The following is a 26,537-nucleotide window of genomic DNA, read 5'->3' on the forward strand; positions in this document are numbered from 1 at the left end:
TGCAGTAGAGAGGTTTTTTGGTATATATTTTGGCATAAATTTACGGTATAATGTCGCTTGGAGGCGGGATATGTATTGTTTAATGGAAGATGGAACGAAAATTTATTATCAAATTTGTGGTCGAGGATATCCAATTGTCTTTTTACACGGCAATGGTCTTTCGGGGATGTATTTTAAGAAACAGGTGAGAGAACTTGCGGGGGAATATTGTTGCATTTGTATTGACAGTCGTGCACAGGGAAATTCAAATAATGAGGCAGAGGAATTGGAATTCGCCCAAATGGCTAAGGATGTAGAAGAGGTACTTTGTTTTCTTCGCATTAAAAAATGTTTAATTGTGGGACACAGCGATGGAGCAAATTTAGCACTTGTGTATGCGAGGGATTATCCTGATCGTGTGGGGGGAATGCTCATCAATTCGCCAAATATTCAAATTAATGGGGTAAAAAAGTATGGAGTTTGGTTGGTTGATATAGAATATGCCCTACTTTGCTTTTTGGGGAAGAGGTTTTTATTTGCGAAAAAGATGGCAAAAATTGTTCACTTAATGGTGGAAGATGTCCCTATTTCCTATGAAGAATTGAAAAAGATTAAGGTGCCGGTCTATGTTCTTGGAGGAAGTAGAGATATTATCAAGAGGGAACACATGAAAAATATTGCTTCTCATCTTGGCAATGGAAAGTTATTAATTCGCAGAGGACAGGGGCATCATATTGCACTCTTTGACACTCGAGTTTACAATCGCTTGGTGGCTTATATTGCAAAAAAAATTAAAGGAGGAGAACAGTGAAAAATATAAAGAGCTTAAAAAAAATAGTAAAGACCGTCTTCTTTGCTACGGTGAGTATTTTAGTAGTATTAGAAATTTTGAGATTGAAAAAGACGGTCAATGTGATGGATATTCGTGCCGCAGTGGAAAATGTCAGTCTTTCTCATTTCGCCTTGATGATTCTTTGTGGTTTGATTGCTGTAATGCCAATGCTTTTTTATGATTTTATTTTAAATCGTGAATTACATACAAATTTTAGTAAGGGCTATATTATGAGGACAAGTTGGTGTATCAATACCATCAACAATTTGGCAGGATTTGGTGGACTTGTCGATATTGGACTGCGCTATTCATTTTATGCACAGGAGGAAGAGGAAAAGGTAGCCATTCAGACCATCGGGAAGATTATCCTCTACTTTATGATTGGATTTTCCATCTATGGATGGATAGCCCTTGGTTTAGATGCTCTTTTTCCTGTAGCTGAAGTGAATAAGTACCATTTAGTTCTTATTGGTGTAGCTTTATATATGCCTATCATCCTGTTGGCAGAAAAATTTAAAAAGGTCAAATCCTTTGGAGCCATTCAAAGAAAGAGTATGATCGAATTGATTTTCGTCTCCTTTTGTGATTGGAGTTTGGTTATTCTTTGCTTTAGTGTGACGGGTCGATTGATGGGAATCAATGTTCCTATTGTGAATATTATTCCGCTTTACACAATGGCCATTGCTCTTGGCATTGTGTCCATGATTCCTGGTGGAATCGGAAGCTTTGATCTCATTATGATTGCAGGATTGGAGAGCTTGGGCATTGACAATGCAAAGGTTATTGCTTGGCTTTTGCTCTTTCGCTTGGTGTACTATATCATTCCATTTTGCATAGGAATTATCTTCTTCTTCTATCATATGGGAGAGAAGATGAGTGGAAGAGTGCGATCTGTATTTCGAAGTGTCGGTGAAAGTATCAGCCACTTTGTTGAGCTATTTATTGTTCGAGTTTTTGGAGTGGGTTTTGTTTTGACCGCATTGATTCCTGATAAAATTGATCAAATTCCATTTTTTGGGCGATATGGGCATATCAATGGGCAGCTGCTCTGGCAATTTCCTACAGTGTTGCTTGGCATATGCTTTATTTTATTGGCAAGAGGAATAAAGAGTCGGGTGAAGAGAAGTTTTCCGCTGGGTATTGTCCTTTTGATTCTCACAGGAATTTACATCAATATTGATGAGTGGAATATCCATTTGACCATAGTTATTATCGCCATGATTTTATTGATGTTGGCTATTCGACCACAGCTTGATGTCAAGCAATTTTTATATAGTAGAGAAGCGATGGTGATTGACGGATGCATTATTACAGGAACAATGTTACTATTGTTTATCTTTGGGCAATATAGCTGGATTTCTCATCTTGTACATAAAAATCATCGACATCCCTTTGTTCGGTATATGCAAATGGGGATGCATGCTCTTGTTTTGGTGGCCATTGTTGCACTCATCTACTATGCCCTTGTGCGCTATTTGCAGGGAAAAAAGAGATGGCCAGGAGAGGAGCTTGAGCCAGAGCGTTTAGAAAAATTTTTGGCAACCTATCGAGGAAATCCAGATAGTGGATTGGCCTTTTTGGGAGATAAGCGTATCTTTTGGTATCAAAAAGAAGGTGTGGATGAAGTTGCCCTGCAATTTGGCTGTGAGAATAATAAATGTGTTGTGATGGGTGAACCGTTTGGAAATCGTGTATACTTTAAAGAAGCGATAGAAGCGATGATTTTAAGTGCAGGTGAACTTGGCTATGATGTGGTCTTTTATGAGGTTGGTCAGGAGATCACTCTATTTTTACATGAGTGTGGATTTTCTTTCTTAAAATTTGGTGAAAGTGCAGTAGTCAATATTGCAGATTTTTCGTTGGAGGGAAAGTCAAGAAAAAAGTTTCGACTAGTCAACAATCGCTTGGAAAAACAGGGATATCACTTTGATATCGTAAAGGCACCGCATAGCAAGGAGTTGTTAGATTGTCTGGAAGAAATTTCTACTCATTGGTTGGAGGGAAGACCAGAAAAGGGATTTTCTCTTGGATTTTTTAGTCGCCCATATTTGCAGAGAGGGGATATCGCACTGATTCGAGATGAGAATGAAAAGGTGGTGGCCTTTGCCAATATTATGCCAGATTTTAGTGATGAAATGGCAACGATCGACCTAATGCGTCACGATCCAGAAACAGCACCAGCAGGCACAATGGATTATCTTTTTGTCTCTCTATTTTTGCATTTTAAGGAGATGGGAAAAGAATTGTTTTTTATGGGTATGGCCCCTCTTTCCAATGTTGGAAATTTAAAAAATAGTTTTTTGCAAGAGCGAATTGCCTATTTAATTTATACCTATAGTCAACATTTCTATTCATTTAGTGGGTTGAGAGAATATAAGGAAAAGTTTGATCCAGACTGGAGTGCACGCTATGTCTGTTATCCAAAACATAGCTGGTTAATTTGTGATATGCTCTCCGTATTTATGATTGACAATCGAGTGATTGAATTGTAGACTGAAGGTAATGCAGCGAACATGATCTCAGCACCTTGAGAAGGAAGGTGCACTAATTATGGAAGTGAAGGGCAGCTTGAAGTTCGATTCTTCATCGTATTGTGTATGCCCAGATTGTGTATTATGGCATATTTAATTTTATAGTTACTACCAAATGTTGGGCAGAAGAGAGAGGATGCAGTGCATCCTCTCTTGTACTATAAATCAAAGTATACTTTTTTTAGATTGTCCATTCGAACAGTCATATTTCGAAGGAGCATATCAAAAACCGTGATGGCTGCCATACACTCTACGACGACAACCGCACGAGGGACAACCAAAGGGTCATGTCGGCCGTGGATTTCAACCTCAATTTCTTCTCCACTCTGTGTGACCGTATCCTGTTTTGCAGCGATGGATGGAGTTGGCTTTACAGCAGCATTAAAAATAATGGCACTGCCATCACTCATTCCACCGAGAACACCACCAGAATGGTTGGTGCGTTTAGAGATATGAATGCTTCGTCCCTCACCATCGGAGATAAAGGCATCATTATTTTGACTTCCTGTCATTTGAGAGACCGCAAAGCCAGCACCAAATTCTATGCCCTTGATGGCCCCGATGCTCATAACAGCCTTGGAAAGTTCGGCGTCCAATTTATCAAATACAGGTTCACCAAGACCGACAGGAACACCAGAAATAATACAGCTGATAATGCCACCTGCGGAATCCTTTCTGGCCATCAACTCTTCCATATATCCTTGCACGAGGAGGGCAGATTGTTGATCAGGCATGAAGAATGGATTCTTTTTACAATCTTTGGGACAAAATTGTTTGGCAGAAATTGGTCCGATGGATTGTGTAAAGGCCAAGACTTCAATATGTATTTCTTTTAAAGCTTTTGCGGCGATAGCTCCGGCGATGACACGACCAATTGTCTCTCGGCCCGAACTTCTTCCGCCGCCGCGGTAATCACGAAAACCATATTTCATGTCATAGGTATAGTCTGCGTGACCTGGTCGGTAGTAGGAAGCAATGTCATTGTAGTCCTGTGATCGCTGAGAGGTATTCTCCACCATCACCATAATGGAAGTTCCAGTTGTCTTTCCACCAAAGACTCCAGAGAGGATCTTACAGGTATCGCTTTCTTTCCTCGATGTGGCAAATTTTGTCTGCCCTGGTTTTCTGCGGTCGAGATAAACTTGGATGTCCTCTTCGCACAGAGAAAGACCAGCAGGGCAGCCGTCGATGACAACGCCAATGCCTGCACCATGGGACTCTCCCCAAGTTGTAATGCGAAATAAATTGCCAAATGTTGAACCTGCCATATTATACCTCTACAATGGTGCAGCAATTTGGCTGGTTGACATGTAAACTGTTGCTAGACATCATAAGGATATTTTTGTCATAATCAACCTTAAAGAAGGTGAGTGTGTTACTGGAATGATTTACACATACAAGGTGCTGGTCATCAGGAAATAGTGCAATATCCTTTGGATAATCTCCACTGATTGGAAGGCAGAAGCGGTAGTTGAGAAGACCACTTTCGCTGTCACGATCGTAGACACAGACAGAATTATCGCCAGCATTGGCACAGAAGAGATATTTCTCATCGCTAGTAAAGGCCAAACTGGTGGCTGCGGTAAGCTCAGATGGCTTAGAGGATCCAGTGCTTGAAATGGTTTGAATTTTCTCAATCTTTGGGGAGTGCTCACCTGTCTCATAGGTGTAGACATCAATTACATTGGAAATCTCATGCAAGAGGTAGATAAACTTTCCATCTTTAGAGAAAGCAAAGTATCGAGGTGCACTGTTGATGTCACATGGAATCATATCACAGAGGCTGAGTTTGTTCTCTCCATTGCCAAAGCGATAGATTTTTACTTGATCAAGACCAAGGTCAACAGCGAGAACAAAGCGACCATCTGGTGTTCTCTTTGTACAACTACAATGTGGTCGGAAGTTTCTCTCGGCAATGGATCCAAGTCCCTTGTGATAGATGCCATCGACAATGCGATTGAGTGATCCATCTGGATTGAGAGAAATGACGGTGATTTTTCCATCATGATATCCAGAGACAAAGAGATATTCGTCATCAGCGTCTGTGGAAATATGGCAACCACGCATACCGCAAATATTTAGCGAATTTAATCGAGAGATATTTCCATCTTCGTGGATACGAAAGGCCACTACGCCCTCGTCGGCGATAGAATAGAGTGTCTTTTTGCTGTGGGAAGCCTTGACATAGGATGAATTATCAACCTCTACCTCACATCTTTTTGTAAATTTTCCTGCCTGAACATCGACATCATACACCGTAATTCCCTTTGCTGCACCAGTATAGGAATAAGAGCCGACATAGGCCATATATTTTTTGCTCATTGCAATTCTCCTCTCTATATTAGATTGATTTAATTCTATCACATTGCCGTGCAAAAAGCTATTGACAGGCTTTTCTTTTTCGATATAATAGGTTCGTTTTACAATGCTTGAGAGTAAAAAAAGGATGGGAGGAATTTTATGGGAAAGTCATTGATACGCTTGGAGAAGATTAGAAAAAGTTACGGAGAAAGTGTGATTTTGGATGACTTAGATTTGGACATTCCAGAAAATGCTTTTGTAACTCTGCTTGGACCATCTGGCTGTGGAAAGACAACGACACTGCGCATCATTGGAGGATTTGAGCAGGCTGACTCGGGGCGAGTAATATTTGATGGGCTACAAAAAAGGTATTCAATGGTTGCACGAGCTATATGCCAAGGGATTGATTGATCCAGAGTGCTTTACACAGGAGTGGTCAACCTATGTGTCTAAGGGAAAGTCAGGAAGATATGGTGTGTGCTTTAGTTGGGATATTGCCAATATCGATAACTTAAAGGATTGGGTTCCACTGCCAGCACTCACTGCAGACACAAGAAATATCACACCACAAAATGGTTCATTCACCAGTGGATTTGACAGAGGTCGCTGCGTCATTACTGCACTTGCAAAGCATCCAGCATTGGTGTGCAGTTGGCTTGATCAGATGTATGCACCACTGCAGTCACCACAAAACAATTGGGGAACTTATGGAGAGCAGGGCAAATTCAATATCTTTGAGATGTCAAAAAATTCTAAGGGGGAGCCAATGTTAAAGCATGCACCACTTGGAGATGTCTCACCAGTGGAAGTGAGAGAGGCACAAAGTGTCGGTGGGCCTTTGGCCATTCTCAATGAATATTACAATGTTTATGTAACTGTACCAGATGATGCCCAATATCGCTTGGATTGGATTAAGGACATCTATACGCCAGATATGCACACAAAATATGTCTATCCAAATGTATTTATGTCACAAAAAGACACGGAGGAGATTTCGAATCTCCTGGCCGATATTAAGACAGAGATTAACACAAAGAAATCTGATTGGATCATGAATGGAATGAGTGATGCTGATTGGAATGAGTATCTAAAAAAATTGGATGCCTATGGTTTGCAAAGATTCTTAGAGATTCATCAATCTTATTTAGATAGATACTTTGAGGCACTTGGGCAGTAGAGGAGAGAGGATATGAGTCAAGTACTAGAAAAAGCAAGAACATATGAGAAAGAGCAGGCAAAAAAGATTGTGGGGGATATGCGTCCAGCATTTCACCTCACTCCCTATGTGGGATGGATGAATGATCCAAATGGTCTGTCATTTTACAAGGGAAAGTATCATATGTTTTATCAATATTATCCATATCGCAGCCAATGGGGACCAATGCATTGGGGGCATGCAGTGAGCAAGGATTTACTTCACTGGGACTATCTTCCAGCAGCTATTGCACCTGATATGCCCTATGACAATGCCGGATGTTTCTCAGGCAGTGCCATTGAACTAGAAGATGGAAGACATCTTTTAATGTATACAGGAGTGACCAGAGTTGAAAACGAGGACGGAGAGATGGTTGACTGTCAGACACAGTGTCTGGCTGTTGGCGATGGCGTAAACTATGTCAAGTATGAAAAAAATCCTGTATTGACAGAGGTGGATTTACCTGAGGGAGCAAGCAAGATTGACTTTAGAGATCCAAAGCTTTGGAAAGATGAGGAGGGAATTTATTGGGCAGTTATTGGCAGCCGTCCAGCAGATGGAAGTGGACAGATTTTGCTATTTCGAAGTGAAGATGCTTTCTCTTGGAGGTATTTTAGTACTTTAGATGAAAATCAAAATCGCTTTGGAAAGATGTGGGAGTGTCCAGATTTCTTTCCTTTAAATGACAAACATGTGCTTTTGGTCAGTCCACAGGATATGTTGCCAGAGGGATTTGAGTATCACAATGGCAATGGAAACTTATGCCTAATTGGAACATTTGACAAGGAAAAGGGAAAATTTTTGGAAGAGCATGATCAGGCAGTTGACTATGGCATTGACTTTTATGCACAGCAGACAGTGGTGACAAAAGATGGGCGCAGAGTGATGATTGGCTGGATGCAAAATTGGGATGCCTGTGCCATCCGTGCACAGGAGGAAGCTTGGGCTGGACAGATGTCATTGCCAAGAGAGATCTGGATTCAAAACAATCGCCTGTATCAAAGACCGACAAGGGAGTACGAGTCTTGTCTGGGCAATCGAGTGGAATATACAGATGTCTTGATTGGTGCAGACAAAGAGAAAGTGCAACTGGATGGCATTAGTGGAAGAACCATTGACTTGCAAATTCAGCTTTCCTCAGTGGACAAGGACAATCCTTACTACAAATTTACCATTTACTTTGCAAAAAAAGATGGAATGTATACTTCATTGAGTTTTCGACCATATGAAGGCATTGTAAAGATTGACCGAAAGTTTTCTGGCTCAAGAAGAGCCATTGTTCACCAGAGAAGAATGTTTGTGCCAGGGTGTGCTGATGGAAGTATCAAGCTTCGCCTAGTTCTTGACCGCTACAGCAGTGAGCTCTTTGTGGGTGATGGATCACAGACGATGACAACGGCCATCTACACGGATATGTCGGCACAGGGGATTTCCTTTGCTTGTGATGGAGAGGCAAAGATGGATATTGTCAAGCAGGATTTTTTATTGTAGGAAAAAACGGCTTACTTTTTTACAAGAGTGTGTTATAATAGCCCTGTCAGAATTCATAGGAGGTGTTATTTGTGAAAAGAAAAGTTTTGGCAATCGTTTGTACTTTATCAATGATTTGTTCATTCCCTGCAATGGCAGGACCTAGAATAGCGAAAAAGATTTCTGTCTATCCGGTGACAGGACAAAAGATTTCTGTTTATTCAGCAATAGAAAAAACAGCTACTGTTCAGCCAGTGGCACAAGCTGTGCAGTCTGCTCAAAAGGATGCCGTTTACCCAGTAGCTGAGCAAAAGGCGATGTTTGAAAAGTATGGTTTTTCAACATTGGACGGTCATTCTCTGTTGGCAGTACAGATTCATCCAAATACAGTGAAGGACTTGGGCAATTGCTATCAGGCACAGGCCACTTTTTTGAGCGGTGTGGAACTAGAAAATGTGGCACCGGGCGTGCGTCAGACGGTATCGGTTGATGACCTAAAGAATGAGAAGAAGACCTTTGTGGCCACGGAAGACGGCTTTGAGGAAGAGGGAATTCAGGATCCATTGGGGCTATTTAGCTATTGGACAGAAAAAGATGGCGAGCATCAGTTCCTCTATCATGACAGTCATGATCGAGTAGATAAGCCAGTCTTTATTGGCAATATCTATATTAAAAAGGATGCACAGACCAGTATTTATCTAGATAATAGTCACAAGAAGGTGACAAAGGCAAGTTTAAATGCACAGGGCAGTGACTATGATGGAGTATTCCTTGATGCACAGGGGTATGTGACCAAGTTAGTTGATTACGGAGACTAAATAAAAAGAGAGGATTTTCAAGTGATTTGCTTGAAAATCCTCTCTTTTGGTTTATTTTAATGGCTTAATGTTTGGCCAATAGCGGAACATAACTTTGGCAATAATTTTATTTTTGTAGACATAGTGATTGTTCCAAAAGCGGGCATCATCAGAGTTGTTGCGATTGTCGCCCATACAAAAGTATGCACCTTCAGGAACTTCAAAGTGCATATCCTGCATAACCCTCATAGGTTCCTTGATATAAGGTTCATCAAGTGGTGTAGAGGAATTATTTAGATAGACCTTTCCATTCTTGATATCAATGATATCTCCACCAACACCAATAATTCTTTTGACAAAATATTTTTTTTCATTGTCAGGGAATTTAAAAATAACAATATCTCCTCGCTTTGGGTCGCTAAACTTATATTGTAAGCGATTGCCAATAATTCGATTTCCCGTCATAATGGTATTTTCCATAGATCCTGAAGGAACTCTTGAATTGGCGATGATGAAGTTATTGAGTAAAAAAGCGATGACAGCTGCGACAACAATAATCTGTATCCAGCTCAGGATTTCACTCTTTTTTGCATTCTGTTTTTCATCCATAAATTTTCTCCTATGCTGTGTAAACAATATTCTGTGCCATTATAGCACAATGATGGAAAAAATTCCAGCCAATCTAATGGAGAAGCTTAAAGCTTGGGGCAAAGCGAAATACAGCCTTAGCAATGATTTTATCTCGGTAAACAAAGTGATGTGTCCAAAATCGGGAATCATTGGAATTATTGCGATTGTCTCCCATGCAAAAATAGGCACCCTCAGGGACTTCAAAGTGCATGTCCTCCGAAACCATGGGCTCCTTTAAATACGGCTCATAGATGGGATAGCTAGAGTGATTGATATACACTTGATTGTTGATAATATCGATGCTGTCTCCGCCGACGGCAATAATTCTCTTAATAAAGTACATTCGCTCATCATCGGGAAATTTAAAAATAATAATATCACCTCGTTGGGGCTCAGAAAAGGCATAGCCTAGCTTATTGCCAATGAGTCGATCCCCTGTCATAATGGTTGTTTCCATGGAGGCACTGGGAACGAGGGCATTGGTGATCACAAAAGTATTGATCAAAAATGCAGCAAATGCACCCACAAATAGGACGAGAAAGGTGTGCAAAAAATAGCGTAAAAATATCTTCATGAGTGAAAGTTAAAATCCTTTCTTGATTATAGAATATCTCATTAAGATTACAACGATTTTTTGATAAGTGCAAGGCGATTTATAGATTTTTCAGAATTGTAATGGTAAAATATAATCAAATAATGATGAAAGGGGTTTGTTATGAAGAGAGGGTGCGGAATATTACTTCCAATTTCTTCACTGCCAGGAAATTATGGCATAGGAGGATTTTCAAAGGAGGCTTACCGTTTTGTTGACAAATTGCGTGCTGCAGCACAGTGCTATTGGCAGATTTTGCCACTTGGACCTACAGGAACTGGGGATTCACCGTATCAAAGTTTTACTGCATTTGGAGGAAATGTCAATTATATTTCGTTGGAGAAGTTGATTGAGGATGAAGTTCTTGCATGGTACGATATTAATTGGATTGACTGGGGAAGTGATCCATATCGAGTGGACTATCAAAAGGTTGGTGAGCACAGGGAAAGAATTTTGCGTCTAGCTTATAAAAATTTTTGTGCTTGTCAAAATAGGGAGAGAGTAGAGAGATATCTACAGGCAGTCGAAAATTTGTCTGAGGAGACAAAAAAGTATTGTGAGTACCAAGCGATTAAGAAGGATCAAGAAGGTAAGCCATGGTATGAATGGGAAGAAAAGCTTCGCAACCGAGACAAAGAGGCGATGGAGGAGGCGAGAAGTCGACTGAAAGAAGATTTGGACTTTTATCTCTGGGAGCAGGCGGTATTTGATATGCAGTGGATGGCGTTAAAAAATTATGCCAATCAAAATGGCGTGGAGATTATTGGAGATATGCCAATCTATGTTGCTTATGATTCCGCTGATGTTTGGATGCATCAAGAGATGTTTCAGTTACATAAAGATGGAACGCCAAAGGCTGTGGCTGGTTGTCCGCCAGATTATTTTGCCCCACAGGGACAGCTCTGGGGAAATCCACTATATGACTGGAAAAGGCACAAAAAGGATGGCTATTCTTGGTGGATTGAGAGAATGCGCTATGCATTGAGAATTTTTGACTGTGTGCGTGTCGACCACTTTAGAGGATTTGATGAGTACTACTCTATTCCAGCAGGTGATGACCATGCAATGAATGGAACTTGGGAAAAGGGGCCAGGAGTAGAACTCTTTGATATATTAAAGAAGCATTTTGCCCATCAATTTGAAGGTGGCGAGCTTCCAATTATTGCAGAGGATCTGGGACTTTTGACCGATAGTGTGACACAACTATTAGAAGAGGTTGGATTTCCAGGTATGAAGGTACTAGAATTTGCCTTTAGTTCCGATTGCGACAATGATTACCTTCCACATAATTATCCAAGAAATTGTGTGGCTTATACAGGAACACATGACAACACAACACTTCGAGGTTGGATTGACAGCTTGTCTGAGGAATTGAGATACTATATGGTTCGCTATGAAGGATCAGAACACACACCACATTCAGACTTACATTGGGATTGCATTCGCACGGTGTTGTCCTCTGTTGCCGATACTGTCATTATTCCTATGCAGGATTACTTTGGACTTGGCAATGAGGCAAGAATGAATACGCCAGGAACAGGTGAGGGAAATTGGCAATGGAGAATGAGAGAAGAGTCTTTTAATGATGGACTGATTTGGCATTGCGATTTGTTGTCTAGTATTTATGGAAGAAGGCATAAATTAAAGAGTGAACAAAAGTAAATACACTCGCCAAATTGGCGAGTGCATAGCGATTAGTCATTCGATTTTGTCGGTTGATAAGCTTGAGCAGATTGATCCTTGCTTTGCTCTTTGACATTGCCAATATCATATTCAATATTTGGATTGTAGATATTTGAATTTTTGGCATCTTTATCATAGAAAGTAGTTGTGCTTTCGTTACCAATATTGTCAACTGCATGGACATCAATTTTACCCCCACTATATTGAAATACCACTTTTTCGTTGTCGTGGTCAATCGAAGTTGGCAAAAGGCGGTGTCCGTTGCCATCAATGCCATAGAGACCGTCGTAGTTGATGCCCGACTGGCTGTCATCAAGGAGCAATGTGACCACGCCTTCCTTGGTGACCTCGCCAGTGATGGTCGGGGCAGCATTGTCAATGGTGACAATGTTTTCAAATCGACTCTGCTGCATACCATTAAAATTTGTTACATTGACAAGGAGAGTTCCATTGTCTTTGACGGTTGTGGTATAATGATTGCGGTCTACTTTTTCTAAGGCAAGTGGTTGATTGGCCAAGGTGGCGGTCACTGATTTTGTGGGCAGTATGCCCTTGGTTTGAATGTGGATGGTGACTGACTTAAATTCTTCCTGGTTTTCCAAACGCAAGGAAAATTTAGGTTGTGCAGTGACACAAAAGAAAATGATTACATTTGCAACAATAAATGCTAATATATAGAAAAGCCAGTGAAGCTTTTTGGTATGTGGCTGCATTGAATTACCTCCTAATGTTTAATAACATTAGGATAGCAGTTTTTGTGCAAGCTGGCAAGAGAAAGACAAATATAGGGAGGTATAGGAGAATGGATGCAACATTGGTCATTATGGCAGCAGGAATGGGTTCAAGATTTGGAGGTGGCATCAAGCAATTAGAGCCAGTTGGACCGAATGGGGAGATTATTATGGACTATTCGGTGTATGATGCTGTTCGTGCGGGATTTAATAAGGTGGTTTTTATTATTCGCAAGGAGATTGAGGAAGACTTTAAGAGAATTATTGGAGACCGCATAAAGAATGTGGTCAATGTCGAATATGTATTTCAAAAACTGGATGATTTGCCAGAGGGCTATCAGGCACCAGCAGATCGGAAAAAACCATGGGGAACAGGTCATGCTGTGCTTGCTGTGCGCAATGTAGTAAAGGAGCCATTTGTTGTGATTAATGCCGATGACTACTATGGTCGAGAGGGATTTCAAGTGATTCACGACTATATGGAAGAGCATATGAAGTGCAGGGATGATTTCTACGATTGTTGTATGGGTGGATTTATTTTGGAAAATACCTTGAGTGAAAATGGAACAGTGAATCGTGGAGTCTGTCAAGTGGATGAGAAGGGGAATCTATTGGATGTCACAGAGACATTTGACCTAGAAATAAAGGATGGTCATCTTTTGGCATTTGATGATCAAAAAAATCCATGCGATGTCACAAGAGATCAATATGTGTCCATGAATATGTGGGGATTTCCACCAGCATTTTTGAAGGAATTAGAGTCAGAGTTTCCAAAGTTTTTAGATGGTCTAAAGGAGGGCGATCTAAAGAGCGAGTATCTTTTGCCAGCAGTCATTGACCATTGCATCAAGACAAAGAAAGCGAGTGTCAAGGTTTTAAGAACGGATGACAAGTGGTTTGGTGTGACCTATAAGGAAGATAAGGAAATGGTGGTTGATTCTATTAAGGAGTTAATTGCTAGGGGCGTTTATCCAGAGCACTTATATTAGAATGAATGAAATGAGAGGAAGAAAATGAAAAATCAATTAGAAGATAGGACATTGATTATTGGGCATAAGAATCCAGATACAGATTCGATCTGTTCTGCAATTGCCTATTCTTATTTAAAAAATCAATTGGGCGATGCAACAAAATATGTTCCAAGAAGAGCGGGAGAAGTCAATGAGGAAACAAAGTTTGTTCTTGACTATTTTCATCAGGAGGCACCACAGCTTCAAAAGAGCGTGGAGACTCAGGTAAAAGATGCACCAGTTCTTACAGGCACGGGTGTGAGCCGAGAGATTTCTCTAAAGAAGGCCTGGGAATTGATGCAGGAAAAGAAGGAGACAACCTTAGCTGTTGTCGACGAAAATCAAAAATTAGAAGGTGTTATTACCATCAATGACATTGCAAAATCTTATATGAAGATTTTAGACAACACCATTCTTTCAAAGGCAGGAACAAGCTATGCCAGCATTGCACAGACACTGGATGGAAAGTTTGTGGCTGGAGATGAGCACGGGGTATTTTCAAAGGGAAAGACCTTGATCGCTGCTTCGGGGGCAGAACACTTAAAAGAGAGCATGGAAGAGGGAGATTTGATTATCCTTGGAGATGAAGTGCAGTGTCAAAAAGAAGCAGTAGATCATCACGCGGCTTGCTTAATTATTTGTGACGGTGCAAAGATTGGGCAAGAGATTATTGACCAAGCAAAGGCAAAAAATATTGTTGTGATTGCAGTTGAGCATGACTTATTTACTACGGTTAGATTAATGAATCAGAGCTTGCCAATTGGATATTTTATGACCACAAAAGACCTTGATACTTTCACATTGGAGGATGACTTAATTGAGGTCAAAGAGGTGATGGCTGGAGTTCGCCATAGAGATTTTCCAGTGCTCGATGCAGAGGGAAAATTTGTCGGAATGTTCTCAAGAAGATGTCTCTTGAATGCAAAGGGAAAGAAGATTATTCTTGTTGACCACAACGAAAAGACACAGGCTGTGGATGGAATGGAGCATGCCGATTTGAGAGAGGTCATTGACCATCACAGAATGGGCACAGTGGAAACTGTCGGACCAATTTATTATAGAGCACAACCATTGGGCTGTACAGCAACCATTGTATATCAGATGTTTAAGGAAAATGGAGTGGAAATTCCAAAGGAGATTGCTGGCTTGATGTGTTCAGCTATTATTTCTGACACATTGCTTTTCCGTTCTCCAACTTGTACACCAGTTGACAAGGAAGTGGGAATGGAATTGGCAAAAATTGCAGGAATTGATGTCAATGCCTATGCAAATGATATGTTTGCAGCGGGTAGCAATTTAAAGAAGATGACAGATGAACAAATTTTCCATCAAGACTATAAGCAATTTGCACTTGGAAAGATGACCATTGGTATCGGACAGATTAGTTCATTGAATGCGGATGAGCTTGTGACATTGGAAAAGCGTCTGTTGCCATATTTAGAGGGCGTTGTGGCTGAGGGCGAGGAGAGCATGATCTTCTTTATGCTCACCAATATTTTAGAAGAGAGCACCTCTTTGCTCTGTGTAGGTGAGGGAGCAGAAGCTTTGATTGAGAAGGCCTTTGCCCTCGAGGGAAAGGATGATGTCATTCGAAGGACACAGATGATCTATCTTCCAGGTGTCGTTTCAAGAAAGAAGCAATTAGTTCCAGCACTTGTGGTCAGTGTGTAGGATTGGTACAGACAAATGATGAAGACAAAGCACAATAATATTACATTAATTGGCATGCCTGCATCAGGAAAAAGTTCTATTGGTGTTGTCCTAGCCAAGAGATTAGGTATGCAGTTTATTGATGTTGATCTTGTCATTCAAGAAAAGACAGGGATGCTGCTAAAAGAGATTATTGCCAAACACGGTGATGAGGGCTTTAGAAAGATTGAAGATGATATCAATGCACAATTAAATGTGCACAATGCCATTATTGCTCCCGGCGGAAGTGTGATTTATGGTGAGAGGGCGATGAAGCATTTGAGAAAAATTAGTACGGTTGTCTACTTGCAACTTTCCTATAATGCATTGAAGTCAAGACTTGGCAATTTGACTGAGCGGGGAGTCAGCTTTAAGGATGGTCAGACCTTAAAAGATCTCTACGATGAGCGAGTGCCAATGTATGAAAAGTATGCAGATCTCACTGTGGAAGAGATGAAAAAGAGCATCAATAAGATTATCAATGAGATTTGTGAGAGGTTACAGTTAGAGGAAGCGAGCGATATCTATGGCTAGAACATTCTGGAAGCCTGGAAATATGCTCTATCCTGTGCCAGCAGTGATGGTTAGCTGCAGAGGGAAAAATGGTGAGGATAATATTGTGACGGTGGCGTGGACGGGTACAATTTGTACCAATCCACCCATGGTCTATATTTCCCTGAGGTCAAGCCGTTATTCGTATCGTTTGATTGAGCAGACAAAAGAATTTGTCATTAATTTGACGACAAAAAGTACCACATTTGCAGCGGATTTGGCAGGCGTAAAGTCAGGAAGAGATGTAGATAAGTGGAAGCAATGTAAGTTGACGAAGGGAGAGTCTACACTGGTTTCGGCACCTTATATTGTGGAGTGTCCAGTGGCCATTGAGTGTAAAGTCAAACAGATTATACCCCTTGGTTCTCATGATATGTTTATTGCTGAAGTTGTGGCTGTCAATGTGGACGAGCAATATATGGATGAACGGGGAAAGTTTGATTTGAAAAAGTCTAAGCCTGTGGTATATTCTCACGGAGAGTATACACAGATAGGGGAAGTGCTGGGCACATTTGGATATAGTGTCAGAAAGAAGAAAAAGAAGAAGGAAGCATAATGGAAGGCTATAAAATTGATTTTAAAAAACCGATGCACATCTATTTTATTGGCATTGGTGGCATCAGTATGAGTGGTTTGGCAGAGATTTTGCTCCATGCAGGATTTACCATTAGTGGATCAGATGCAAAGGAGAGTCCATTGACTGCACATTTGGAGAGCATGGGAGCAAAGATCTATTATGGTCAGAGGGCAGAAAATATCAAAGAAGATATTGACTATGTGGTCTATACAGCGGCCATTCATCCAGACAATCCAGAATTTAAGCAAAGCGAAGCAAATCATCTTCCGATGATGACAAGAGCACAATTGCTTGGTCAAATGATGAACAATTATCAACATTCAGTTGCTGTCAGCGGAACACATGGAAAGACAACGACAACATCGATGCTTGCTCATATTTTATTGGCAGCACAGAGTAATCCAACAATTTCTGTCGGTGGTGTTTTGCCAATTATTGGTGGAAATGTTCATATTGGCAGTCATCAATTATTTGTCACAGAGGCCTGCGAGTACACCAATTCATTTTTAGAATTTTTTCCGACTATGGAGATTATTCTCAATATTGAAGCAGATCATCTTGATTTCTTTAAGGACATCGATGATATTCGTCATTCGTTCCAGAAATTTGTGAAGAAATTGCCGGAAAATGGAATATTGATTATCAATAATGAAATTAACAATTATCAGGAGATTGTTGGAGATTTTTCGGGAAAACTCATCACCACAGGACTACAAAATGCAGATATTTCTGCACAGGATATTCATTATGACCATTTGGCGAATGCAAGTTTTACACTTTTTGATGATGGCAAAAATCTTGGAGAGATTGTGCTTTCTGTGCCAGGTCAGCACAATGTCTTCAATGCCCTGGGAGCTATTGCAGCAGCACTTGAGCTAAAAATTCCAGTGGAAGACATTAAGAAGGGATTAAAGAATTTTACAGGTGCAAACCGCCGCTTTGAGAAAAAGGGAGAGCTTGCAGGGGGAATTACCATTGTCGATGACTATGCCCATCATCCACAGGAGATTGAGGCAACACTAAAGGCGGCGAGAAACTATCCACACAAAAAGGTTTGGTGTGTCTTCCAGCCACATACCTACACGAGAACAAAGGCACTTCTTCCAGAATTTGCCAAGGCTTTGGCACTTGCAGACAGAGTTGTGCTTGCAGACATCTATGCGGCGAGGGAGACAGACACTTTGGGCATTAGCTCAAAAGATTTGGAAAAATTATTGCTCGAAAAAGGAGTAGAGGCAATATATCTTCCATCTTTTGATGCCATTGAGACTTATTTGTTGGAGAACTTGGCATCAGGAGATTTGTGTATAACGATGGGAGCTGGAGATATTGTAAAAGTCGGCGAAAAATTAGTTGGCAAGTAAGTTATCCACATTATCCACACTGTCCACAACTTTATCTGTCCACAATGTGGATAAAGTTGTGGATTTCTTTTTGTGCATGGCTATTCATTTTCTTGATTGTCTGTGCTATGATGTTTGAGCAAATAGAGATAGAAATGGGGGGAGAAGATGAAGTACGCATTCTTGTGCCAAGATATTACAGATACTGTGGTCCTTGCGGGGGAGTTTATAGACAAATATATGACCAAGGCAAATGGCGAATTTGTCAAAGTCTATTTGTATTTACTCTATCATGCCAAGGAAGATGTGACGAGTGCAGATATTGCAAATGCACTCAATATTTTAGAGAGCGATGCAGAGCGCGCCGTGGCCTATTGGTTGAGCGAAGGAGCATTGAGAGAAAGACAAGATGAGATTCCGATGACATTTATGCTCAAGGAACTCAAGCAAGAAGAGCCAGAGAAAGCACAAGTTGCGTGTGCAATGCGAAATGACATTGCCGACAGCGAGGACTTCTCCGAATTGATGTATGCGGCACAAAAATATATGGGAATTGTGTTTTCACAAAAAGATTATTCGACATTTACCTATTTGTATGAGACACTTGGTATTTCCTATAGTTTGATTGAGTATGTCTTGGAAGAGGCTGTGTCAAAGAACAAAAAATCAGTTCGCTATGTGGAAAAGGTTTTGTTAAGAATGCACAATGATGGCATTCGCACCGTGGAACAGGCAAAGGAATCTTCACTGCTTTATCAGGAGGAGATCTTTGGTGTGATGCGTATTTTTGGGCTGGGGAATCGAAACCCAGGATCAGAGGAGTTGCGATATATTCGTCGTTGGTTTGATGAATATAAGTTTTCTAAGGAAATGGTATTTGAGGCCTGCAAAAAGACGATGAAAAAGATGCATGGACCAAATTTTGATTATACCGAAGGGACACTAAAAAATTGGATGAAGGATGATGTTCGAACGCTTGCTCAGGTGGAAGCCAGGGATGAACAGCATGGGAAAGAAAAGAAGGTACAAAAATTTCAACGAGCACCTGTGGCACGAGGTAATTTTGTGCAAAGAAAAGATGATATTGATATGGCTGCGTTGCAAAAGGTGGCAGCAAAATTTGGACAGGGAGCAGAAGCATGGCATTAACCAATTCGCAATACAATGCCTTGATGCGTGAGTATGAGGCACAGCAGGCGATAGACAGAGAGGATTGTCAGAGAAGAAAAGAAGAGGTGTATGCAAAAATTCCACAAATGAAAGCATTGGAGGCTCAGGCTGGAGAATTGGCACTTTTGCGTTTTCAAAAGATGATGACAGAAAAAAGTACAGATGTAGGTCTGGGATTTAAGGAAGAAATTCAAGATATTCAAAGAGAAAAGGCAAAGTTATTAAAAAAGCACGGATTTCCTCAGGACTATATGCAGATGCACTATGTCTGTCCAGAATGTAAGGACACAGGAAAAGTGGATGGGAAAAAATGCCATTGTTTTCAGATGAAGGCCTTAAAGTTATTGTATGCACAGTCCAATATTGATGGAACTTTACAGAAGGAAAACTTTGACAATTTTTCCTTTCAATACTATGATAATAGAAAGAGATTGGCAGGAATTGGATTGACCAATTATGAGTATATGAAGAATATTATTCGACATTGCCAAAAATATATTGAAAATTTTGGTCAGCAAAAAGAAAGTATTCTCTTTTATGGCAATACCGGTGTTGGCAAGACATTTTTGACCAACTGCATTGCCAAGGCATTGCTTGATCGGGGCTATGCCGTTTTGTACTTTTCATCGGCAGAATTATTTGACCAAGTAGCCAAGGTAAAGTTGCGAAGGGAGCCAGAGGATGGTGGAGATATTGAAGATATTGTTGATACCTGCGACCTCTTGGTCATTGATGATTTGGGGACGGAGTTAGTCAATAATTTTGTGAACAGCGAATTGTTTCATATTATCAATAATCGACTGTTAGCTGGAAAGGGAACGATTATTTCTACTAATCTTGATTTAAAAGCGATGAGAGATAACTATACAGAAAGAATCACATCGCGTATTATCAACCAATATACCACGATTCCATTGTATGGGGAAGACATTCGTGGAAAGAAATAGCGATATGGAGGGAACTGTGATGTATGAGGAGAAGGCGATTGACCGTATACCAGTGGGAGCACTAGGGTTGGTTCCACTAGAAAGTTGCAATCAATTGGCACAAAAAGTAGATGGCTATTTGGTGAATTGGAGGCATAAAAAGCAAAGTGAACATAAGTCAACACTTCCATTTGTGGGCTATGAAAAATCATCCTATATTGTGAAGTCTAAAATTAGCCGATTTGGTTCAGGTGAGGCTAAGGGAGAATTTGAAGAATCGATCCGAGGAATGGATTTATTCTTAATGGTTGATGTCTGCAATTATAGCTTGACTTATTCACTATCTGGTATGACCAATCGGATGTCACCGGATGATCACTATCAGGATTTAAAGCGTATTATTGCAGCGGCAGCAGGAAAGGCAAGAAGAATTAATGTCATTATGCCGTTTTTATATGAGAGCCGTCAACACAAGAGGACAAGGAGAGAGTCCTTGGATTGTGCCATTGCACTTCAAGAATTAGTAAGTATGGGCGTGGATAATATTATTACATTTGATGCCCATGACCCGAGAGTGCAAAATGCCATTCCGTTAAAGACATTGGAAACCGTACAGCCAATTTATCAATACACTAAGACATTATTGCAAAACTATCCAGACCTCGAGGTGGATGCACAACATATGATGGTTATTAGTCCAGATGAGGGCGGAATGAGACGAGCAATTTACTTTGCCAATATGCTTGGTCTGGATGTGGGAATGTTTTACAAGAGACGAGATTACTCCGTGATTGTTGATGGAACAAATCCAATTATCGCTCATGAGTATTTGGGTAGCAATGTCGAGGGCAAGGATGTTGTGGTGATTGATGATATGATTTCTTCGGGTGGAAGTATGTTAGAAGTGGCGAAGGAATTGAAGGAAAGAAAGGCCAAGCGAGTTTTTGTCTGTGCGACATTTGGACTTTTTACTAATGGACTGAAGAAGTTTGATGAATACTATGAAAAAGGTCTGATTGATGCAATTTTTACAACAAATTTAATTTATCAGACACCTGAGTTATTGCAAAAACCATACTATATCAATGTGGATATGAGCAAGTATATTGCATTGATTATTGATAGCATCAACCATGATGTGTCATTGAGCGAGTTATTGACACCAATTTCAAGAGTGAACAATGAGTTAGAGGAGCATAGAAAGAAGAGATAGGAAACGATGAGAGTAATCATATGCGATGACAATGCAAGTGAAAGAGCACATTTTCGAAAGATTATGGAAGAGGTCGCAGCAGAGGAAGAAATCGATGTTGATATCCTAGAATTTGAAGATGCAAAGCCATTGATCTTTGAGATGGAGGATTTTATAGCCACCACAGATATCATATTATTGGACATTCATATGCCAGGAATGAATGGTATGGAGGCTGCAGATAAGTTGCGCAAAAACAAGTATAAAGGAGAAATTTTATTTGTAACCGTCTCCAAAAACTATATGCTCAATGCCTTTGACGTACATGCGTTTAATTATATTGTCAAGGGCGAGACACAGGCAGAAAAGTCAAAGGAGGTCATTCGTGAACTCTTTGAGGCGGCGGATGAAAAGCGTAAGGAATACATCCTTTTTACGGGAGTTGGAGAATATAGAAATATCCCTATTAGTTCTATTCGATATTTTGAAGTCAATGGAAAGATATTGACCGTGCACTATGGAAGCAAGACATTTGAATTTGTTTCTACCATTGGAAAGGTGGAGAATGTATTGTATGGCAAAGGGTTTGTGCGAGTGCACAGGTCGTATCTGGTGTCTATTGCGGCAGTGAAAAGTTTTGTTTATGAGAGCTTAACCCTAGTGGATGGGACGATTATTCCCATAGGGCGAAAGCACTATAAAGAGTTAAAAGAAGAGATGACAAAGAGAGTGATAATATAGGAGAAATAATGAAAAAAGCGCACAAATTCAAGAGAATTTTTGCAGGAGTTGTCCTTGCGATGACACTAGTGAGCACAGCAGTGCCAAGTTTTGCGGCACCGAGAGAGGGGCGTTACAGTGTTAGAATTTTGAGAAAGGCAACAGAAAATGAAAAGGGATTGAGAGAGTATACCTACGAAGATGGCAGTGTGTATTTAGAGGAGATACCAGAAACTGGACATGTGTGGGGAGAGTGGATTGTGGATAGACAGGCCACAGAAAATACGCCAGGACACCGCTACCGAGTTTGCACAAAGTATCCAAACCATCCGCACACGCAGGAAGAGACCATACCAGCACTCTCTCAAAGACATCAAGATCGTGAGCGTGAGTCACAGGCTGTATCTTCTGCACCAATGACGACAGCAACATATGCCCCAGCTCCATCAAGTGCTGTTTCCTCGCAGGGAGCCAATTCTTTACCAAGTACAGCAGCTACATCGAGTGAAAATTCGTCCCAGAGTATGTCATCTTTATTGGGTGACCATCATGGGAGTCAACATAGAGAGGAGAATATAACTTCTCAGGCATTGGCAAATCCAAGTTCGCTTTGGTCCGTTGAGTCCACTGCAATGGAGAGTAAAAATGCAAAAGGAATTGCATCAATAACACAACAAAAAGAGACACCACTAGATGGACAAGATATGACCACAGAAAAAGGTCAACAAAAAAGGACTGTAGCCATGAGTCGAGAGACCAAAGAGGGAATGTTAAAACCTATGGGTGAATCGAGCAAGGGTGTAGACGGAAGTGAAAAAAGTGCAAGTGCCAATACTGGAACAAAAAGCACAGAGTTAGAAGATACAGCTGAGGCAGTTAAAGACAAGAATGATGTCAGTTCAAATGCAGAAAATGCTAAGAATTCAGCAGATTCAGCAGAGGAAATGACACAACCAGAGGGAGCAAATAAGAATCCATCGGCAAAGGAAGGCACGGATCAGCTTGTTCGAGAAAAAAACAAAGGGGCAGAGGATATGCAGATCAATGCCATTGATGTTTTGACCTCCTGTGCAACGGTGGGTGTAGTTGGCTGGGCAGCGGTAGTGCTTTGGCCAATGTTTTTGGCGTTGCGCTGGGCTGAACAAAAGCGCAAACAGATAAGGGAGAGAGGATATGCTTCTAAGAAATAAAATAGAAATAGCCGTATTGATCTTCTTGTTAGTGCTTATATTGATTCTTTACTTGCGAACAAAGCGAAAAGTGGATGATATTGAGAGTGATATTCAGATACGACCAAAGTCTGAAATTAAAGAGAAGTTAGAAGAGGTGGATGAGATTGATAAGAAATAAAAATGTAAAGGTTTTGGTGGTGGCAACGATAGTTGCTGGATCATTTGTGTTGCCAAGTTTTGTACAAGCCCAAAGTATATTTCAAGAACCACACAATAATTTCAGACCAAATACCATTCATATTGTCAATGGAAGTTTTGAGATGCCTCAGATTTCTTCGAGGTTTTATCCCTACAATAGTGGTAGTTGGAACTATATTCCTGCGATGAATGAACTTACTGGGGGAGCATCGCCATCAAATACCAGTAGTGCAACCAATGCTTTGGGAAACCAAAGTGGAGGAGGGACCGGGTCGAGTGCCTCCCTTAGCTATGTGGATGGATGGAATGCAGTTCCGTCTTCTACTGTTACCCATATCATCCCACGGTTTGCAAATTATATTGAAGTGCAGAGGGCGGGGGCAAATAGCAATTTTCCATCAACTGCTGCCGATGGGCAGCAATATATTGAATTGGATGCCGATCAGCCAAGCTATGTCTATCAAACGATGCAAACAACACCTGGATCAAGATTATATTATAGTTTTAATTTGAGAAATCGAGGTGGAAGTGGTCGAGTAAAGGTCTATGTAAAGGGCAGTGATGCAAGTAGAGGAAATGCCACCCAAGATATTGAGACACATTCTTCTCATTGGGAACATTATGAAGGTGTTTACACTGTGCCAGAGGGGCAATATAGAACAGATATTGGCTTTGAATCAATGAGCGAGGAAACTGCAGCGAGGGGAAATCTTCTCGATCATGTTGAGGTGCGAACAGGAGCTTATTTGGAGGTCAATAAGTCTTCTAGTGTTTTGGGCGAGGAAGTGTTGGGAGGAACCATTTACACCTATACACTACATATTGAAAATTTTGGTCAGACAGATGCCGACCAGTTGATTGTCACGGATCAATTGGATGGAGATGTAGATTTCATTGGAAATGCAAAGAAAGATGGCGTTGATTTTGCAGGCGTTAGCTATGACGAGGAGCACAAAAAGGTGTTGTTTCATCTTTCTGGAGACACCATTGGAAATGTGGATACCAATCATCATTCTATGGATTTGAGTTATCAAGTGCGTGTGAAAGACACCGCCACAGAGGGTGAGATTAAGAGCCAGGCAAGTATTGACTATCACGATGCCAACCAAGATAGTTCGGCCAGAGGTATCTTTTACTCTGGAGTGGATATTGTGCATATCGGTAGAAGACCGGCGGTGGCACAAGGAAGCATTCGAGTGCAATGGAATCAGCTCATGCCGACATTAGTAAATTCAGGGTTAGATGTACAGCTCTACCGAAATGGTGAGATTTATGGCTGGCCTGTGCACATTGATGCGATGACACAGTGGGAATACCATTGGAATAACCTCGTGGATGAAAATAATACAACATCCGTTTGGACTGTTCGACTGCTCAATTCTGTGGAAAATTATCAGTTAGACATTGAAAATATTCGTCCGAGGGAATGGGTGATTCGAGCCAATTTTTCAAATCCAGGAAGCAATACTCCGGATCGAACAGTTGACGATGTTCATTCACAGGAAAGAGTTAAGGTTTTGTATTCATTGACCAATCCAGAGGATCAAAATATAGAAGGTAGGATATTACACTATAAGATTCGAGTAAAAAATGATACAAGTCAAACGGCTAGAGGCATTTGGATTCGAGATGTTATGCCATTGTATACACATTTTGATGCGGTGGATACACAGGGAGAATATGGTGTTATTGAAGGTAGAGAGCATGCGACATGGTTTGTTGATCGGCTTTTGCCAGGGGAAGAGAAAGAATTTTGGGTGGACATCCTTCAAGATTTTTGCTGTCCAGAAATTCAAGTAAATCAAGTAAACTATGAGCTGACAGGCAATGAAAATCGTCCCTATGTCAATGACCCTGTTGGGCCAAGAAATGTGGCAGAAAGATTTTAAAAATAGAATAGAACAAAATATAAATATTGAAAAGGAGGGCAAAAATAATGATATTGGAAACAGAAAGGCTTATTCTGCGCCGTTGGAAGGAAAGCGATGCAGAGGATTTATACAAATATGCCAGCGATCCCGATGTGGGACCGATTGCCGGGTGGCCGCCACATCAAAGCATTGAGGAGAGTCTTGATGTTATTAAGAATGTGCTGGGCGGCAAGGAAGCCTATGCGATTTGTCTGAAGGAATATGGGAAGGCTATCGGCGCTATTGAACTGAAACTAAACGGTCTTACGGATATGACCGAGAAAGATGATGAATGCGAGCTTGGCTACTGGCTTGGAAAGCTATTCTGGGGTCAGGGTCTTATGCCGGAAGCTGCAAAAGAAATTCTCCGCCACGCCTTTGAGGATTTAGGCATGAGCAAGGTGTGGTGTGGATACTACGAAGGCAACACCAAATCGAAGCGTGTCCAGGAAAAGGTCGGCTTTAAGTATCAGTGGACTACCGAGGGTGTTGATGTTCCGCTGATGCACGAGAAACGGACAGGTCATGTAAATGCCATGACGAAGGAAGAGTGGCAAACATTGTTATAAATTAGGATTTGTGGAGGGAATATAAAAATGGAGCAGATTTGGAAAGAGTTATATCAGGCAGCAAAAGCTGTGCAAAACCCCAGAGACATTTCTGAAAGAATCTCCGCCGGTGGCGTGGCAGCTGCGATTGAGTCTGCAAGTGGCAAGATATATACAGGAGTATGCGTAGACACATCTTCTTCGCTCGGAATATGCACAGAAAGAAATGCCATGTTCAATATGATTACAAACGGTGAAAATGAGATCAAGCGTGTTTTAGCAATCATGCCCAACGGAAAAACAGGAGCCCCATGTGGTGCATGCAGGGAATTCATGGCTCAGTTGATGATAGGCAGATATCACGAAGTCGAGATCATGCTTGATATTGAAAACGAAAAAATAGTGATGCTTGATGAGTTAACTCCAGAATGGTGGTTATAAATTCCAGTTTTATGAGGAGAACGAAATGTACGCACAGGCAGCGGTAAAACCGAATACCTTACTCCGTAACGGTGCATACGGCATCGTTATGAGGGGTGTGCAAAAATGCACACGGGGGTGTTCATCGTTACGGGGTAGAAAAACGCTGCCGTTATGTTGTATCAAATTAGCCACGGCAACAGATCCAACTAGTGGTAGTGGTGGTATGTTTGTGCAATCAGTAGCTTTTGTTGAAAATCATAGTGGCAATATTAATAATATCTCTATCTATGGATTTGAATTAGTTGAATATGTTGCAAGTTTATATAATTGTGACATAGAAATAATTGATAATGAGGTTGACAGTGA

The 26,537-nt window shown here is 40.9% G+C and carries 25 protein-coding genes and 2 pseudogenes; 22 read left to right on the forward strand and 5 right to left on the reverse strand.

What is annotated here, in order from left to right:
- The first annotated feature begins 70 nt into the window (after positions 1–70).
- Entirely contained in the window at positions 71–790 is a 720-nt protein-coding gene (locus J5A74_04970; protein ID QUI96646.1) for an alpha/beta hydrolase, read from the forward strand.
- Positions 787–3,303, forward strand: a complete 2,517-nt coding sequence (mprF, locus tag J5A74_04975) for a bifunctional lysylphosphatidylglycerol flippase/synthetase MprF (protein ID QUI96647.1) — start codon at positions 787–789, stop codon at positions 3,301–3,303. Before J5A74_04970 ends, mprF begins: the two co-directional genes overlap by 4 nt.
- 197 nt (positions 3,304–3,500) lie before the next feature.
- Here mprF and aroC read toward each other — a convergent pair whose 3' ends face one another.
- On the reverse strand, positions 3,501–4,610 hold the full coding sequence (gene aroC / locus J5A74_04980) for a chorismate synthase (protein ID QUI96648.1): 1,110 nt from the start codon (positions 4,608–4,610) through the stop codon (positions 3,501–3,503).
- 1 nt (position 4,611) lies between these two features.
- Entirely contained in the window at positions 4,612–5,664 is a 1,053-nt protein-coding gene (locus J5A74_04985; protein QUI96649.1) for a lactonase family protein, read from the reverse strand.
- 138 nt (positions 5,665–5,802) lie between these two features.
- On the opposite strand from J5A74_04985, the gene J5A74_04990 reads away from it, so the two are divergent.
- The 4 genes and pseudogenes from J5A74_04990 (at position 5,803) to J5A74_05005 (ending at position 9,126) form a co-directional block, all read left to right on the forward strand.
- The gene (locus J5A74_04990) at positions 5,803–6,054 is read left to right on the forward strand and encodes an ATP-binding cassette domain-containing protein (protein ID QUI96650.1); all 252 of its coding nucleotides are present in this window, start codon (positions 5,803–5,805) and stop codon (positions 6,052–6,054) included.
- Positions 5,999–6,820 (forward strand): annotated as a pseudogene (locus J5A74_04995) (ABC transporter substrate-binding protein). Before J5A74_04990 ends, J5A74_04995 begins: the two are co-directional and overlap by 56 nt.
- Positions 6,821–6,832: 12 nt before the next feature.
- Positions 6,833–8,329, forward strand: a complete 1,497-nt coding sequence (locus J5A74_05000) for a glycoside hydrolase family 32 protein (GenBank protein QUI96651.1) — start codon at positions 6,833–6,835, stop codon at positions 8,327–8,329.
- A 71-nt stretch (positions 8,330–8,400) separates the two neighbouring features.
- On the forward strand, positions 8,401–9,126 hold the full coding sequence (locus J5A74_05005) for a hypothetical protein (GenBank protein ID QUI96652.1): 726 nt from the start codon (positions 8,401–8,403) through the stop codon (positions 9,124–9,126).
- 51 nt (positions 9,127–9,177) lie between these two features.
- On the opposite strand, the gene lepB (J5A74_05010) is transcribed toward J5A74_05005, so the two are convergent.
- Positions 9,178–9,714 (reverse strand): signal peptidase I, encoded by a 537-nt coding sequence (gene lepB / locus J5A74_05010; GenBank protein QUI96653.1) that lies wholly within the window; start codon positions 9,712–9,714, stop codon positions 9,178–9,180.
- Between the two features lie 73 nt (positions 9,715–9,787).
- Entirely contained in the window at positions 9,788–10,309 is a 522-nt protein-coding gene (lepB, locus tag J5A74_05015) for a signal peptidase I (protein QUI96654.1), read from the reverse strand.
- A gap of 141 nt (positions 10,310–10,450) precedes the next feature.
- On the opposite strand from lepB (J5A74_05015), the gene malQ reads away from it, so the two are divergent.
- Positions 10,451–11,989, forward strand: coding sequence for a 4-alpha-glucanotransferase (gene malQ, locus J5A74_05020; protein ID QUI96655.1), 1,539 nt, complete (start codon positions 10,451–10,453; stop codon positions 11,987–11,989).
- Between the two features lie 32 nt (positions 11,990–12,021).
- Here malQ and J5A74_05025 read toward each other — a convergent pair whose 3' ends face one another.
- Positions 12,022–12,723 (reverse strand): hypothetical protein, encoded by a 702-nt coding sequence (locus J5A74_05025; protein QUI96656.1) that lies wholly within the window; start codon positions 12,721–12,723, stop codon positions 12,022–12,024.
- 89 nt (positions 12,724–12,812) lie between these two features.
- On the opposite strand from J5A74_05025, the gene J5A74_05030 reads away from it, so the two are divergent.
- The 15 genes and pseudogenes from J5A74_05030 to J5A74_05100 all read left to right on the forward strand — a co-directional run bounded on the left by J5A74_05030 (position 12,813) and on the right by J5A74_05100 (position 26,463).
- Positions 12,813–13,730 carry a nucleotidyltransferase gene (locus J5A74_05030; GenBank protein QUI96657.1) on the forward strand — a complete coding sequence of 306 codons (918 nt, stop codon included), beginning with the start codon at positions 12,813–12,815 and terminating at the stop codon, positions 13,728–13,730.
- A gap of 24 nt (positions 13,731–13,754) precedes the next feature.
- Positions 13,755–15,422, forward strand: a complete 1,668-nt coding sequence (locus tag J5A74_05035) for a putative manganese-dependent inorganic diphosphatase (protein ID QUI96658.1) — start codon at positions 13,755–13,757, stop codon at positions 15,420–15,422.
- A gap of 18 nt (positions 15,423–15,440) precedes the next feature.
- Positions 15,441–15,974 (forward strand): shikimate kinase, encoded by a 534-nt coding sequence (locus J5A74_05040; GenBank protein QUI96827.1) that lies wholly within the window; start codon positions 15,441–15,443, stop codon positions 15,972–15,974.
- Entirely contained in the window at positions 15,967–16,548 is a 582-nt protein-coding gene (locus J5A74_05045) for a flavin reductase family protein (GenBank protein ID QUI96659.1), read from the forward strand. Before J5A74_05040 ends, J5A74_05045 begins: the two co-directional genes overlap by 8 nt.
- Positions 16,548–17,933 (forward strand): UDP-N-acetylmuramate--L-alanine ligase, encoded by a 1,386-nt coding sequence (locus J5A74_05050; GenBank protein ID QUI96660.1) that lies wholly within the window; start codon positions 16,548–16,550, stop codon positions 17,931–17,933. The genes J5A74_05045 and J5A74_05050 overlap by 1 nt, the downstream gene beginning before the upstream one ends.
- A 147-nt stretch (positions 17,934–18,080) precedes the next feature.
- Positions 18,081–19,061 (forward strand): DnaD domain protein, encoded by a 981-nt coding sequence (locus tag J5A74_05055; GenBank protein ID QUI96661.1) that lies wholly within the window; start codon positions 18,081–18,083, stop codon positions 19,059–19,061.
- The gene (locus J5A74_05060; GenBank protein QUI96662.1) at positions 19,052–20,029 is read left to right on the forward strand and encodes an ATP-binding protein; all 978 of its coding nucleotides are present in this window, start codon (positions 19,052–19,054) and stop codon (positions 20,027–20,029) included. Before J5A74_05055 ends, J5A74_05060 begins: the two co-directional genes overlap by 10 nt.
- 16 nt (positions 20,030–20,045) lie before the next feature.
- Entirely contained in the window at positions 20,046–21,221 is a 1,176-nt protein-coding gene (locus tag J5A74_05065) for a ribose-phosphate pyrophosphokinase (GenBank protein ID QUI96828.1), read from the forward strand.
- Between the two features lie 6 nt (positions 21,222–21,227).
- Entirely contained in the window at positions 21,228–21,941 is a 714-nt protein-coding gene (locus tag J5A74_05070) for a response regulator transcription factor (protein QUI96663.1), read from the forward strand.
- Positions 21,942–21,949: 8 nt separating this feature from the next.
- Positions 21,950–23,110, forward strand: coding sequence for a hypothetical protein (locus J5A74_05075; protein ID QUI96664.1), 1,161 nt, complete (start codon positions 21,950–21,952; stop codon positions 23,108–23,110).
- Positions 23,094–23,270 carry a hypothetical protein gene (locus J5A74_05080; GenBank protein QUI96665.1) on the forward strand — a complete coding sequence of 59 codons (177 nt, stop codon included), beginning with the start codon at positions 23,094–23,096 and terminating at the stop codon, positions 23,268–23,270. Before J5A74_05075 ends, J5A74_05080 begins: the two co-directional genes overlap by 17 nt.
- A complete protein-coding gene (locus J5A74_05085; GenBank protein QUI96666.1) occupies positions 23,251–25,179 on the forward strand; it encodes a Cna B-type domain-containing protein in 1,929 nt (642 codons plus the stop codon). The genes J5A74_05080 and J5A74_05085 overlap by 20 nt, the downstream gene beginning before the upstream one ends.
- 47 nt (positions 25,180–25,226) lie before the next feature.
- On the forward strand, positions 25,227–25,769 hold the full coding sequence (locus J5A74_05090; GenBank protein ID QUI96667.1) for a GNAT family N-acetyltransferase: 543 nt from the start codon (positions 25,227–25,229) through the stop codon (positions 25,767–25,769).
- Between the two features lie 27 nt (positions 25,770–25,796).
- On the forward strand, positions 25,797–26,189 hold the full coding sequence (locus J5A74_05095) for a cytidine deaminase (GenBank protein QUI96668.1): 393 nt from the start codon (positions 25,797–25,799) through the stop codon (positions 26,187–26,189).
- A 181-nt stretch (positions 26,190–26,370) separates the two neighbouring features.
- Positions 26,371–26,463, forward strand: a pseudogene (locus J5A74_05100) (N-6 DNA methylase).
- The last annotated feature ends 74 nt before the right edge of the window (positions 26,464–26,537 follow it).

It is taken from the genome of Lachnospiraceae bacterium oral taxon 096 (genome assembly GCA_018141845.1).
Taxonomy (GTDB): domain Bacteria; phylum Bacillota; class Clostridia; order Lachnospirales; family Lachnospiraceae; genus F0428.